This window comes from Flavobacterium suzhouense, from assembly GCF_042684765.1.
GTDB lineage: Bacteria > Bacteroidota > Bacteroidia > Flavobacteriales > Flavobacteriaceae > Flavobacterium > Flavobacterium suzhouense.
In genome coordinates, this window is the sequence record NZ_JBHUMD010000006.1 from 59,454 (window position 1) to 74,229 (window position 14,776).

Below are 14,776 nucleotides of genomic sequence, written 5' to 3' on the forward strand. Positions count from 1 at the left end.
CGACTAAACATACATTGTAGCGTTAATCAATAATTTGTAGGTTTGCATTGGTAAACCGCTTTATTGGATTGTGCCAAAAACTGACGTTATGAAACTTATTATTTCTTTATTTACACTGATAACATTTTCGGTGAATGCCCAACAACTTCAGACCCTAAACTGGGATGATGCCAAAATAAACGGCAAACTGGAACTGACGATATTAAAACGCGATTTTGAGAAAGCAGTAAAAGGTATCGGAACAATAATTACCCCTTATCCTGACGAAGTTTGTAACAACGACCCTGAATTAGATATTAAACTTTACTATTTCAGAACCACTAAATATGAACTTGACAATGGCGTACTGAATTTCCGCCGACTATTCCTTGATAAAAAAGCAGGTTATTATTTTACTTATAAAGATGTAAGATTAGACTGGAATACCACTCCGCAGGACTTGTTTAAATTTATAGATGCAGCTTCTACAAACAGAACTACTAAGCAATTAAAAAATATAGGAACTTATATTATCATTACACTCGATAATAAAACTGACGAAGGCGAATGGCAATTTCACTTTACTGCCGGAAAACTTACTTCTATTGAATGTGTTTTTGATTGTTAATGGATGATGTAAAGACATATTATAATCCGTTAAACGGCGAGTATACCAAAATACTCCGGTCATCTGCAGACACACTTGGAGAATATTCGCTTTTAGAAGTTAATCTTATGCCGGGAGGTGGAAACCCTCCACATTACCACACCCAATTTACAGAAGAGTTTATCGCTGTAAAGGGCAAACTGGGACTCTTGTACAATAAGGACATTGTATATTTAAACCCCGGAGAAAGTCGGTTGGTTCCAATAGGTGTTGAACATCGCTTTTTTAATGACTGCGATGAGCCTATTGTCTTTAAAATAATATTGAGAAGCGGACAGCCGGGATTTGAAAACTTCATTAAAGGTCTTTTCGGACTGGTTAACGATGTTAAAACCACTAAAAAAATGATTCCTAAAAATCCTCTTTATGGTGCAACATTACTTTATTGGGGTGACACCCATCTTAAAAACCTTTATTTTCACGTATTCAGTCCCTTAGCCAAACTTGCCTACTGGCTTGCAAAGAAAACAGGAACAGAAAACAAACTGCTCGAACGGTATTGCAGATAATTTCATGTCTTTATAATTATATAACAATAGAATAATTCGATAGCCACCTTTGTTTTTGATAAAAATTATCACTAATTTTAAGGCTATTGTTATAGGACTATGATAGAGATCGATATAGAACAGGAAAATAAGGCTATTGCCAAAGAATACAAGGAGTTACTCCGCATCAGCTACCAAACGCTTACCGAAGATGACAAAAAGCTAATCCGAAAAGCTTTTGACGTTGCTGTGGATGCCCATAAAGAACAACGAAGAAAATCGGGCGAAGCCTACATCTTCCACCCTATTGCCGTAGCTAAAATCGTAGCATCGGAAATTGGTTTGGGTGCAACTTCTATTGCCTCTGCCTTACTGCACGATGTAGTAGAAGACACCGATATTACTGTCGCGGATATTGAGCGTATGTTCAATCCTAAAATAGCGCAGATTGTTGACGGTCTTACCAAAATAGCACAGGTTAAGACCGATCAGGAAATATCGATGCAGGCGGAAAACTTCCGCAAAATGCTCCTTACCCTGAACGACGATGTAAGGGTTATCCTCATCAAAATCGCCGACAGGCTGCACAATATGCAGACAATGGAGTCTATGGCCGATTACAAACAGGCTAAGATTGCCTCTGAAACGCTATATATATACGCTCCGTTAGCACATCGTTTAGGCTTATATAACATAAAATCGCAACTGGAAGACCTTGGCTTAAAATATACCGAACCTTCAGTTTACAATGATATTGTAAGCAAGATGAAGGAAACCAAGGAAGAACAGGACGCTTATATCAAATCGATATCAGACGTATTAAAAGCTTCCCTTGACGCTGAAGGGATTGAATATACCATAAAAGGCCGCCCGAAGTCGATATATTCCATACGCAGGAAAATGCTGGCGCAAGGGGTAACTTTCGATGAAGTGTACGACAAATTTGCACTACGAATCATCTATAGATCAAACCAGCATGATGAGAAATTCATAGCCTGGAAAATATACTCTATCGTAACCGACCACTACCGCCCCAGCCCCAGCAGGCTAAGAGACTGGATATCGTCACCTAAATCAACCGGATATGAGGCCCTGCACATTACAGTTATGGGACCCAAAGGGCGTTGGGTTGAAGTTCAGGTACGCAGTGAGCGTATGGACGAAGTAGCCGAAAAAGGTTATGCAGCACACTACAAATACAAACAGGGTGGCGCAACAGAAGAACACGGACTTGAAACCTGGCTAAACCTGCTTAAAGAAGCTCTCGAAAACACATCGGGCAATGCAGTAGACTTTGTAGAGGACTTTAAGCTGAATCTTTATGCCAAAGAAATTTATGTATTTACCCCTAAGGGAGAGATCAAATCGCTGCCAAAAGGAGCCACCTCTCTGGATTTTGCCTTTAGCATTCACTCTGAGATTGGTGTAAAAACAAGAGGCACACGCGTAAATGGCAAACTGGTTCCGTTAAACCATGTACTTAACAGCGGTGACCAGGTGGAAGTTATTACCTCGCCCAACCAAAAGCCTAATCCGCACTGGCTGGACTATGTAACAACGGCCCGCGCTAAAAATAAGATTAAGAATGTACTTAATGAAAGTACCAAAAAAATTGCCGAAGACGGTAAAGAACTCCTTACCCGTAAGCTGCGTCATTTAAAAATTACACTTAGCGAAAATGTTGTTAATGAGCTAGTAAACTACTTTAAGCTAAAAACCAGCCTTGACCTGTTTTATCGTGTAGGCGTTGGAACCATAGACAACCAGCAGCTTAAGGATTATGCAGCCCTGAAGAGCAATACGTTCATGAACTTCTTTAAAAGCAAGATCAAACGTTCGCCAAGCGTACCTCAGGAACAGATACAAAAAGAAGAGATCAGCCGTAATTACGACCTGTTGGTTTTCGGTAAAAATGACGATAAACTGGACTATAAGCTATCCAACTGCTGTAACCCCATTCCGGGAGATGATGTATTTGGATTTATTACCATAAATGAAGGTATTAAAGTCCACAAAAAAGACTGTCCGAACGCCATCAGGCTACAGAGTAATTATGCATACCGCATTATGCCTGCCAAATGGATCGATTCGTCACAGGAAGAATTTAAGGCAACACTTAAAATTACAGGTATGGACACCCTGGGGCTTACCAACGAACTTACCAAAGTAATATCCAACAATATGCACGTAAACATCCAGAGTATATCACTTAGCGGAAATGCAGGGATATTTAACGGGCAGGTTACAGTCGTAGTACAGAACAATACCATACTTAAAAAACTTATAGACAACATTAAAAAAATAGATGGCATAGATAAAGTAACGAGGATAAATAACAATTAAGCTTAATGCTTTCACTTAACGAAATTTAGATTATCTTTGCACCATCGATACAAATACCATGGAAGATAATAAAAACCAGGACATTGTAAAAAATGTTTTTACTAAGTTCCTAGAAGACAAAGGCCACAGGAAAACTCCTGAGCGCTATGCTATACTTCAGGAAATTTATGACAGCAAAGAGCATTTTGACATTGAATCGCTGTACATAAAGATGAAAAACAAGAACTACCGTGTGAGCCGTGCCACGCTTTACAACACGATAGAGTTGCTTTTAGAATGCGGGTTGGTAAGAAGACACCAGTTTGGACAAAACCAGAGCCATTACGAGAAATCGTATTTTGACAAGCAGCATGACCATATCATTATGACTGACACAGGAGAAGTTATAGAGTTTTGCGACCCAAGGATACAATCTATCAAAAAAACGATAGAAGAGATTTTTGGTATTGAAATTCATAACCATTCTTTATACCTTTACGGCCATAAAAAACAATCTGCAACGGAACAGGAAAAACCTGTTACTGAACAACCTGTTGCAGAACACTAATAAAGGGCTCGTTTAGAAAACGATAAACCAACCCTGAAAAGGATTGGTTTTTATTTTTAGTAATTATCCGAAAAACAATTATTTCAATATAACAAACAAATTAAAGGAATGACCGTAGATTTGCTGCTTGGATTACAGTGGGGCGACGAAGGTAAAGGAAAGATCGTTGACGTACTCACATCAAAATATGATATTATTGCCCGTTTTCAGGGTGGACCAAATGCCGGACACACGCTTGAGTTTGACGGTATCAAACACGTTTTAAGAACTATACCATCAGGTATATTCCATAAAAACTCTGTTAATATCATAGGAAACGGTGTGGTTATGGATCCTGTTGTTTTCCAGAAAGAGATAGAAGGACTTGAAAAATTCAATATCGATATACAGTCACGCCTTCTTATTTCAAGAAAAGCACACCTCATTCTTCCTACTCACCGCCTTTTAGATGCTGCTTCTGAAGCTTCTAAAGGAAAAGCAAAGATTGGTTCTACGCTTAAAGGTATTGGCCCTACTTATATGGACAAAACCGGAAGAAACGGTCTTCGTGTAGGTGATATTGAGCTTGACAACTTTGAAGAGCTTTACCGCCATCTTGCAGACAAACACCAGGCAATGATCGATTTCTACAATGTAGACCTTCAATACGATCTTGCTGAGCTCGAGGCTGAATTCTTTGCTGCGGTTAAAGAACTTAAGAAACTTACTTTCATTGATAGTGAAGAGTACCTGAACAAAGCTATGAAGGAAGGAAAAACAATCCTTGCTGAAGGTGCTCAGGGATCGCTTCTTGATATTGATTTCGGAACTTATCCATTCGTTACATCTTCTAACACTACTGCTGCAGGAGCATGTACAGGTCTTGGTATTGCACCAAACAGAGTTAAAGATGTATTCGGAATTTTTAAAGCATATACTACACGTGTAGGTAGCGGACCATTCCCTACTGAACTATTTGACGAAGATGGTGCTACTATGGCACGCGTTGGTAACGAATTCGGTTCGGTTACAGGACGTGCAAGACGTTGTGGTTGGTTAGACCTTGTAGCGCTTAAATATGCGGTTCAGGTAAATGGTGTAACTGCCCTTTACATGATGAAAGGTGACGTACTTTCAGGTTTCGACACTCTAAAAGTATGTACTGCCTACAAATATAAAGGACAGGAAATTGACCACCTTCCATACAACATCGAGCCTGAAAATGTTGAGCCGATCTTTGTTGATAAAAAAGGATGGGCTGCTGACCTTACAGGGATGACTACTTATGAGCAGCTTCCTGCTGAACTTAAAGAATACATCGAGTTTATTGAAAAAGAACTTGAAGTGCCTATTAAAGTTATATCTGTAGGTCCGGACAGAACTCAGACAATAATGAAATAATACAGAAGCCGCTTGAAAGAGCGGCTTTTTTTATCCACACAATAAAAACTCCACACTCCTATTCTTGTTGTTTTTATGTAAATTTGTTCCAAATTATTAAAACTTGAAAAAGCTTCTTTTTTTATTCATTGCTTTTATCGCTTTCTGTGGCACTTCGCTTACTGCCCAGAACACTAAGCAAATTATTATAGAACACGTTGATTTCAGTGAAATGAACCAGACTGAAATTCCCGGTGCCGTAGTGCTTTCAGGGAACGTGAGGGTGCTTCACGACGGAATCAGGATGACCTGCAATAAAGCCTATCACTTCACAAAAGAAAACTACATAAAGCTTTTTGGAAATGTAAAGATGAATCAGGGTGACACCCTATTCATGGATGGGCGTTATGCTGAATATAACGGTAATAAAAAGTTTGCTTACGCAACAGGAGATGTTGTTATGCGCTCGCCGGATATGCGACTTACTACCGATACCATTAATTTTGACAGAACTATCCAGCAGGCTTACTACAACTCTTACGGAACGATTGTAAATGGAGAAAATACACTAAAAAGCAAATCAGGACGCTATATTGTTGGACAGAAAAAATATGAATTCAGGACAGCCGTAGTACTTACCAATCCTAAATATGTATTAAAATCAAACCATCTTGATTATTACACTAATTCAGGACATTCATATGTATTCGGACCATCGACCATTACCAGTAAAGAAGATTTTATTTATACTGAAAAAGGGTTTTACGACACCAAGAAAAACGAAGCTGAACTGCTTACCAATTCCTACATAAGATATGGTACGCGGGTAATTAAAGGCGATAAGCTTTATTATAACAAGCCGAAGAATTATTCATCGGGCACCAATAATGTCAGGATTACTGATACCATAAACAAATATATAATGGAGGGGCATTTTGGCGAAATATACAGAAAACCGCAAGGCGATTCTATTGTTATGACCAAACATGCAGTTGCCAAAACCCTTGTAGAGAAAGACACTTTGTACACCCACGCTAAGCTGATGATTGTTACCGGAAAGCCCGGAGAACGCATTATCAGAGGCTATAATAATGCCCGCTTTTACAAATTGGACATGAGTGGAAAATGCGACTCCATACATTCGGATGAGAAGAAAGGATTAACACAAATGATAAAAAGACCGGTTATCTGGAATGGCGACAGCCAGCTTACCGGCGATATAATTCATATTATTTCGAATAGCAAAACCGAACAAATAGACTCGCTGAAGGTCCTTGGCAATGCATTCATAATACAAAAAGACACCATAGGAACGGGATACAATCAGGTTAAGGGTAAAAACCTCTATGGAAAATTCCGGGATAATAAACTCTACGAAGTTGACCTGATAGGTAATGCCGAAAAGATTGTATACATGTATGACAAGACTGAACTTTTCGGTATTGATAAAGGGAAAGGCAGCAGCATACACCTCGAGATAGTAGACAACAAAATAACAACTGCGACACTTTTCAAAAAGACTGAAAGTGAAGTTTATCCTGATTCAGAATTCCCTGAGAATGTGCGGAAATTCAGAGGGTTTGTATGGCGGGGCGACGAGATGATACTCTCTAAGGATGATATTTTCCCGCAGGAAGAAAAAGACCTGCATGATAAGATCGTTAAGAAAAGTGATGCCGATAAAAAAGTGGAAGATAAACCTATGGATCCTCTTAAGAAAACACTGGAGTACGACAAGAACAATCCGCAACCAAAGCCAAAACCTGAAAATCCTTAGTTTTCATTTGCAGTCGAAGTTTTCAGTTCTTCTAACATACAGTATTAAAAACGAAGACACCCTTTCTTCGGTAAATTCCCCCTTTGGGGGTTAGGGGGCTAATATGATCAATGATTTTTTAAAATACCAGGCACAGACTTCACCTTACCCATTAGGAATGGAAGTTTCTCATGCTGTGGGCTCCTATATATTTGATACAAACGGTAAAAAGTACCTTGATTTTGTTGCAGGTGTTTCAGCTGCCAGCCTTGGCCATCAGCACCCAAGAGTAAATCAGGCTATAATAGACCAGCTGAACAAATACAGCCATGTTATGGTGTATGGCGAATATGCCCAGCATCCCTCAGTTGAATTTTGCAAACTGCTTGCTAAGCATATGCCCCCTCAACTGAATAAAACCTATTTGGTTAATTCAGGAACTGAAGCAACAGAAGGTGCATTGAAGCTTGCCCGCAGGGTTACCGGCCGTAGTCAGCTCATATCATGCTTTAATGCATATCACGGAAATACCATGGGCTCTATGAGCGTTATGGGATTTGAGGAGCGTAAACAGATATTCAGGCCACTTATCCCTGATGTTGATTTTATTACTTTTAATAATGAGGAAGACCTACAGAAGATAACAAATAAAACTGCCGGAATCATTTTGGAAACCATTCAGGGTGGTGCAGGCTTTATACAGCCTGAAAATGAATTCCTGAAAAAAGTAAGGCAGCGTTGTGATGAAGTTGGCGCTATGATGATACTGGATGAAATTCAGCCGGGCTTTGGACGTACCGGAAAAGTATTTGGCTTCCAGAATTATGATGTGGTTCCGGATATCGTAGTTATGGGCAAAGGAATGGGCGGAGGAATGCCGGTAGGCGCTTTTACAGCCAATGAAAAATATATGGACCTACTGAGCCACGACCCTAAATTGGGACACATAACAACCTTTGGCGGACATCCGGTTATTGCTGCAGCCTGTCTTGCCACACTAAAAGAAATTACAGAGACTGACATAATGGCGCAGGCACTGGAAAAAGAAAAACTTTTCAGAAAACTGCTTGTGCATCCACTTATAAAAGAGATACGAGGCGAAGGCCTGATGATTGCCCCTATGACCGAAAGTGCTGATATCACTAATGAAGTGATACTTCGTTGTCAGCAAAAGGGTCTTATTTTGTTTTGGCTGCTATTTGAAGGGAAGGCAATACGCATTACACCTCCCCTAACGATAAGCAATAAAGAGATAGAAGAAGGATGTGGCATTATTATTGAAGTTATGAATGAGATTCTTGCAGAGCAAAACAATAATTAACAATAAAATTTGTTAATTAAATTGTTCAAAAGAATTATAAATTATTTCCTATTGGGGTGTACATTTCGTAACTTTAATAAGGATAATTTTAAACAATTGGAGTATGAATTTGAGCCACGAAGAAGAAGATTACAGTTTATCCTTATCAAAGTTTGAATCTATGTTGAAAACCAACAAAGTATTCTTCTTTGACTCCGAAGAGTTTGAAGATATCATTCTTCATTACCTTGACACCGGAAAAATAAATTTAGCTAAAAAGGCCTTAAAATTAGGTTTGGAACAACATCCCAAATCAACAGGCTTAAAATTAGTACAGGTGGAGCTTTTGGTATTTGATGATAAGCTCGATATCGCCGAAAGATTGCTGAATGACCTTTATGCAATTGAACCTACCAACGAAGAAATATATATCCAGAAAGCAAATATTTATTCTAAAAGAGACCAACACGAGAAAGCCGTAGAGCTGCTTGAAACCGCTCTTAAATATACTGATGATTTTGCCGATGTATATTCGCTTATTGGTATGGAATACCTTTTTATGGACAATTTGGAGCTGGCAAGGGACAACTTTATCAAATGTCTTGATGAAGATACCGAAGACCACTCTGCCTTATATAATGTAGTATACTGCTTTGATTTCCTTGACCAGAATCTTGAAGCTATTGAATTCCTGAATAAGTTCATTGACAAGAATCCGTATAGTGAAGTGGCCTGGCATCAGTTGGGACGACAGTATTATGCCGTAAAAGACTATCCGGGAGCGCTTCGCGCTTTTGATTATGCAACCCTTATTGATGATGCTTTTCTGGGTGCTTTCCTTGAAAAAGCAAAAACCCTTGAGAAGCTAAAAAAATATAGGGAAGCCATAGACTGCTACAATATCACAATGGAGCTTGATGACCCTACCTCATTCGCTTTATTACGCGTAGGTAAGTGTTACGAGAGACTTGGTAATTTTGAGCAGGCACTGAACTTTTTCCTTAAAACGGTTCACGAAGACCCATTATTGGATAAAGCATGGATAGCAATAACCGACTTTTACATTCGACGTAAAAATTACCAGAAAGCGCTTTACTATGTAAACAAAGCTATTGGTATTGACAACGAAAACAAACTGTACTGGAAACGTTATGCTATCATCAACAGGGCACTAAGCTTTCACGAAGAAGCTGAAGAAGGTTACCGTAAAGCCGTTGAATTTGGCGATTACCAGCTTGACACATGGCTATTCTGGACAGATACGTTAATTACCCTTGGCGAATATGAATCTGCGATTAAGGCTTTACTTGATGCTACGGAATATTTTCCTGAAGAATATGAGATCGAATATCGTTTAGCCGGATTGTATTTTATGCAGCACGAAGAAGAGAAAGCCGTTTTTCACTTAAGCAACGGATTACGACTTGGCTTTAAGCACCACACGCTTATCGAAGAGTTCTTCCCGGCAATATGGTATTCAGACATTGTTCAGGATGCTATCAAAAAGCAGGAGAAAAAAAATAAATAATTCACTCTAATAAATTATAAGCCTGATTATGGAAACATAGTCAGGCTTTTTTATTTTTGTCGCATGAAACCAATCTACCTTATACCATTTCTGGCCTTAGCTTTAAACACTCAGGCACAGACACAAAATAACACTGAAAGTCCGGTAATCAACAACAGCAGCGCAGAATCAGAGACTGAAAACATCATTTATAACACTTCAGGTCTTCAGGTGCAACCTGAGTTTCCGGGAGGTCTAAAAGCTTTTTATGACTTTATACTTTCTAATTTTAAGGATCCAATAGTAGAAGACGGTCCTAAAACATTAAAGGCATATATTTCTTTTATCGTTGAAAAAGATGGAAGTGTCACCAATATAAAGGTATTGCGCGATCCGGGATACGGAGTAGGCAACGAAGCTATAAGGGTTCTTAAACTATCTCCAAACTGGAAACCAGGGGAGCAAAATGATAAACCTGTGCGTGCCAATTTTAATTTACCAATAACCATAAACATACCGGCTCCCGAGAAAGCAACTCCTGAAACAGTCAAAAAACAATAACAACAATATACTCATAACAAAAATATTAACCTGAATTGCTTTGCGCTTAATCAGGTTTTTTTATTTTTATGAAATGAAGAAATTACTCGTTTTAGCTTTTTTGTGGCGCTTTGCAACCTGCACTGCCCAAACAACATTGGACACTTTAATAAAAGTAGACTTTTTATACATGGAGGAGTTGATGACTAGCCCTTTACCAGGGATAAGTGTTGACGCAGATTATCCGGGAGGGATAAATAATTTTCAAAAAGAGCTAAAGAAAAAACTAAGCAATGCTTCTGTAAAAAAACTAAACCGTTTAAAAGAAACTTCAAAGTTAAATTTCACTGTTGAAAAAGACGGAAGTTTGTCAGATATAAGTATTTCTTCATCGGATGATAAAAAATTAATAAAAAACATCGAGCAATCAGTTAAGCTAATGCAAAAATGGAATCCTGCTATTAAAAACGGAAAGCCTTTATGCACACAGATGTCTTTAACCCTAACACGAGAATAATTTGAAATCAAAACGTTTTGGCCTTGTGGGCCGTAATATAAACTATTCCTTTTCAGCAGGCTATTTCAAGGATAAATTTGAAAAAACCGGACTGGATAAATATACCTATACCAACTTTGACATTGAGGACATTTTCCAATTACCGGAAATCATTGAAAACACAAAAAGACTGAAGGGACTTAATGTAACCATTCCGTACAAAGAGGAAGTGATTCCTTTATTAGACAAGCTATCGCCCACAGCAACTATAATTGGCGCTGTAAACACCATTGTCTTTACTAAAAAAGGAACAAAAGGCTATAATACCGATCATTACGGCTTCAGAAAAGCGTTAGAGCCATTATTAATGCCTCATCATAAAAAAGCACTGATATTAGGAACGGGTGGCGCATCAAAAGCTATTGCATATGCACTTCGCCGACTGAAAATAGAATATGACTTCGTTTCGCGAACAGCTACTGATGTAGTATATGGTTATGAAGACCTCAACAAAGATATCTTTAATGATTACCAGATCATCATTAATACTACTCCCCTGGGCACTTTCCCTAACATGAAAGAATGCCCTCCAATAGATTACAGCCTTTTTACCAGAGAACATCTGGCCTTTGATCTTGTTTATAATCCTGAGGAAACAGAATTTATGAAACGTGCCGCACAAAATGGCGCTGCAACATCTAACGGCTATCAGATGCTGGTACACCAGGCTGAAAGAGCCTGGAAACTATGGAACCGAAAATAAATCAATCAGTTTTAAAAAATCATTAATAATCTTTAAAAACACCGCCGAAATATTCAGAAATTAAGGTTTTTCTTTGAATTCTGAACTGCCTTTCTTATCTTTCGGCAATAAAGCAATATAAACTTAAGCATCTAAACAATGTTAGAAGAAAAGAATGATAACCTGCTTAATGCAGATGGAGAGCAATTAAACGAAGTAAACGGTACACTTCAAACCGATTACACGGCTGAAAACGACAACAATGAAAACGAGGAAGCACCCGTAGTTCACGAGACTGAAGGGCAGCTACCTTTTGCCCCTAAGGAAATCCTTGAGGCTGCTAAAGTTGCCGAAGAGCCGGAAGAAAACACTGATAATGAAACAGCTGAACAAACAAAATCATTATCTGCTGTTGAGTCTATAGACGAAGCTAATGCTGAACAGGGTGAGGATGAATCTCATCTTGAAGCAGAAGATTTTCCTATGAAAAACTACGAGGAGCTATCTATGGATGAGCTTGCTGCAGAACTTGAAAAGTTTGCAGCCGTAGAGAAAGTAATGTCGGTTAAAGACCACGTTGAAGAAATCAGAAAAGAATTTTATTCTAAATACAATCACTTTATTGAGGAGAAAAAAGACGAGTACAGCCATGAAAACAATGGCGACACTTCAGACTTTGAATACCACTACCCTCTTAAGAGTAAATTTGACGCCCTTTACAACCAGTACAGGGATAAGAAAAATACACACTTCAAAAAATTGCAAACTGACCTTAAAGGAAATCTTGAAAACAGGTTAGCAATTATCGAGGAGCTTAAAAATGTTGCTGAAGGCGGCGAAAATATTAAAGATTCTCTTAAGCATGTAAGCGAATTGCGTGAACGCTGGAAAAATGCCGGACCTATACCTCGTGACAAATACAACCACGTTTGGAACAACTTCCACTTCCATATAGAACGTTTTTATGATCACCTGCACCTTGACAGGGAAGCAAGGGATATGGATTTTAAACATAACCTTGAACAAAAACAAAAGATCATAGCTCGTGTTGAAGAACTGGTAAATGACGAAGACATTAGTAAGGCTTTCCGTGAGCTTCAGGCACTTCATAAAATATGGAAAGAAGAGATCGGACCGGTATCAAGAGAACACCGTGAAGAGATTTGGAACCGTTTTAGCGAGCTTACAAAACAGCTTCATGACAAACGTGAGGCACTTGTAGCTAAAAGCAAAGAGCTTGAAGAGGCCAACCTTGCAAAGAAAAAAGAGATCATTGCTCAAATAAATGCTATATCTGAAGAAAAGATAACTGCTCACAATGCATGGCAGGGACAGATTGACCGTATTGAGGCTCTTAGAGAGCAATTCTTCAAAGCCGGAAAAGTTCCTTTAGAGGTTAACGAAGAAACCTGGGCATCATTTAAAGACGCCGTAAGAAACTTTAATACAGTTAAGAATTCTTTCTACAAAGACATCAAAAAAGACCAGCAGGAGAACCTGAATAAAAAACAGGCACTTGTTGAGAAAGCAAAATCACTTCAGGACAGCGAAGACTTTGCTGCTACAACTGCTATTATGAAACAGATACAGGACGAATGGAAAACCATCGGCCATGTACCAAGAAAATATTCTGACAGCGTTTGGAAAGAATTCAAAGCAGCTTGTAACCATTATTTCGACAGGCTTCACGCTAAGCGCAACGAAGCAAACCACGAAGAACTGGAAGCATTCGACAAGAAAAAAGAATACCTGGAGCAACTTAAAGGATTTGAGCTTACAGGTGAGCACAAGACCGATCTTGATGCCATTAAAAAGCATATTGAAAACTGGAAAGGTTTAGGCCGTGTTCCTCAGGCAAGAAGACATATTGAAGGTAAATTCAACAAGATACTTGATGCATTGTTCGAAAAACTGAGCCTGTCTAAGAAAGAAACTGAGATGGTGCGTTTCAGCAACCGCCTGGAACAACTTTCTGAAGGTGATGATACCCGCAGACTGGAAAACGAGCAGCTTTTCATTATGCGTAAGATTGACGAAGTACAGGGAGAGATCTTCCAGCTTGAGAATAATATACAGTTTATTTCTAACGCTAAAGGCGACAATCCTTTTGTAAAAGAAGTACAAAAAAGCATTGAGCGCCACAAAGAAGAACTTAAGACCTGGAAAGACAAGCTTAAACAAATCAGGGAGCTTAAAAAACAGCAACAGGAAGGAGGAGAATAAAACCTCTTATTCTATATAACAAAAGCCGGCTAATAGCCGGCTTTTTTATTGAATTTATCTTGTAGAAACTTTTCTCAATTATCAGTCAAGGATTGCAAATCCGCGACATCGGGTTTAAAATAAATAACTATAAAGAGAGTTTTCTGAAATTTTATCTTCTCTTGAAGTCAAAAGACAAATGTATAAAACATCCTCTTTTTCATAAAATATGCAATCAATTGATTGTCCCGAATTTTCAACTTCGCCATAAATTCTTAAATTATCATCTTTATTTAATTGTATAGTGAACGTATTACAAGTAGTGTATGTTTCATTAGTAGATTTATCTAGACTTTTATGCTTAACAATTCCATCAGAAGAAAATTTTATGCACTTAATGTTATCCGCTTTATTGAATAAATCATTAGAGTAATGTAATTTAAAAGTATCTGTATTAATTGCTCCATAAATTGCATTTATATGTTTAAAATCTTCACCACTCTCCGTAGTAAAACTTTTGATTGCACTTTTTTGAAGTTTAATTACAGTAAGAGTTTTTTTGTCATCTATATCATAAATCGAGGCTATAGTATCCGATTCGTGTAAATAACTACCAAATACTTTAAAATCTCTTTTAAAAATTCCATTGAGATTAAATCCAGTATTTTTAACAAACTTGAGCGAAGGAAACGAACCTTCGCATGAAAATAAAAAACATAATAACACTATTAGTAAATAATTTCTTTTTTTCATTTTATATTATATTTTAACGTGCGTCAGCTAAGACTGGTACAATCGCACCTCTTGTTGCAACAATTAATAACTCTGTAATAGTGTATCTCCCTGTTCT

13 protein-coding genes are annotated in these 14,776 nt (G+C 38.2%); 12 read left to right on the forward strand and 1 reads right to left on the reverse strand.

Translation table 11 applies throughout. From position 1 onward, the window contains the following. Positions 1-88: 88 nt before the first annotated feature. The 12 genes from ACFSR3_RS05040 (at position 89) to ACFSR3_RS05095 (ending at position 13,947) form a co-directional block, all read left to right on the forward strand. Positions 89-607 (forward strand): hypothetical protein, encoded by a 519-nt coding sequence (locus ACFSR3_RS05040; protein WP_379819997.1) that lies wholly within the window; start codon positions 89-91, stop codon positions 605-607. Further along, entirely contained in the window at positions 607-1,155 is a 549-nt protein-coding gene (locus tag ACFSR3_RS05045) for a cupin domain-containing protein (protein WP_379819998.1), read from the forward strand. Before ACFSR3_RS05040 ends, ACFSR3_RS05045 begins: the two co-directional genes overlap by 1 nt. A 99-nt stretch (positions 1,156-1,254) precedes the next feature. Further along, positions 1,255-3,477 carry a RelA/SpoT family protein gene (locus ACFSR3_RS05050; RefSeq protein WP_379819999.1) on the forward strand — a complete coding sequence of 741 codons (2,223 nt, stop codon included), beginning with the start codon at positions 1,255-1,257 and terminating at the stop codon, positions 3,475-3,477. A 58-nt stretch (positions 3,478-3,535) separates the two neighbouring features. Next, positions 3,536-4,024, forward strand: a complete 489-nt coding sequence (locus ACFSR3_RS05055) for a Fur family transcriptional regulator (protein ID WP_379820000.1) — start codon at positions 3,536-3,538, stop codon at positions 4,022-4,024. Between the two features lie 108 nt (positions 4,025-4,132). Then, positions 4,133-5,404, forward strand: a complete 1,272-nt coding sequence (locus ACFSR3_RS05060; RefSeq protein WP_379820001.1) for an adenylosuccinate synthase — start codon at positions 4,133-4,135, stop codon at positions 5,402-5,404. Positions 5,405-5,507: 103 nt separating this feature from the next. Then, entirely contained in the window at positions 5,508-7,160 is a 1,653-nt protein-coding gene (locus tag ACFSR3_RS05065; protein ID WP_379820002.1) for an OstA-like protein, read from the forward strand. A 103-nt stretch (positions 7,161-7,263) separates the two neighbouring features. Then, a complete protein-coding gene (locus ACFSR3_RS05070) occupies positions 7,264-8,460 on the forward strand; it encodes an aspartate aminotransferase family protein (RefSeq protein WP_379820003.1) in 1,197 nt (398 codons plus the stop codon). 103 nt (positions 8,461-8,563) lie between these two features. Further along, positions 8,564-9,967 carry a tetratricopeptide repeat protein gene (locus ACFSR3_RS05075; RefSeq protein ID WP_379820004.1) on the forward strand — a complete coding sequence of 468 codons (1,404 nt, stop codon included), beginning with the start codon at positions 8,564-8,566 and terminating at the stop codon, positions 9,965-9,967. Positions 9,968-10,030: 63 nt separating this feature from the next. After that, the gene (locus tag ACFSR3_RS05080) at positions 10,031-10,507 is read left to right on the forward strand and encodes an energy transducer TonB (protein ID WP_379820005.1); all 477 of its coding nucleotides are present in this window, start codon (positions 10,031-10,033) and stop codon (positions 10,505-10,507) included. A gap of 73 nt (positions 10,508-10,580) precedes the next feature. Then, a complete protein-coding gene (locus ACFSR3_RS05085) occupies positions 10,581-11,003 on the forward strand; it encodes an energy transducer TonB (protein ID WP_379820006.1) in 423 nt (140 codons plus the stop codon). A gap of 1 nt (position 11,004) precedes the next feature. After that, positions 11,005-11,745: a shikimate dehydrogenase family protein gene (locus ACFSR3_RS05090; protein WP_379820007.1), complete on the forward strand. Its 741-nt coding sequence runs from the start codon at positions 11,005-11,007 to the stop codon at positions 11,743-11,745. Positions 11,746-11,883: 138 nt separating this feature from the next. After that, positions 11,884-13,947, forward strand: a complete 2,064-nt coding sequence (locus tag ACFSR3_RS05095) for a DUF349 domain-containing protein (RefSeq protein ID WP_379820008.1) — start codon at positions 11,884-11,886, stop codon at positions 13,945-13,947. A 114-nt stretch (positions 13,948-14,061) separates the two neighbouring features. On the opposite strand, the gene ACFSR3_RS05100 is transcribed toward ACFSR3_RS05095, so the two are convergent. Then, a complete protein-coding gene (locus ACFSR3_RS05100) occupies positions 14,062-14,679 on the reverse strand; it encodes a hypothetical protein (RefSeq protein WP_379820009.1) in 618 nt (205 codons plus the stop codon). Positions 14,680-14,776 lie beyond the last annotated feature (97 nt).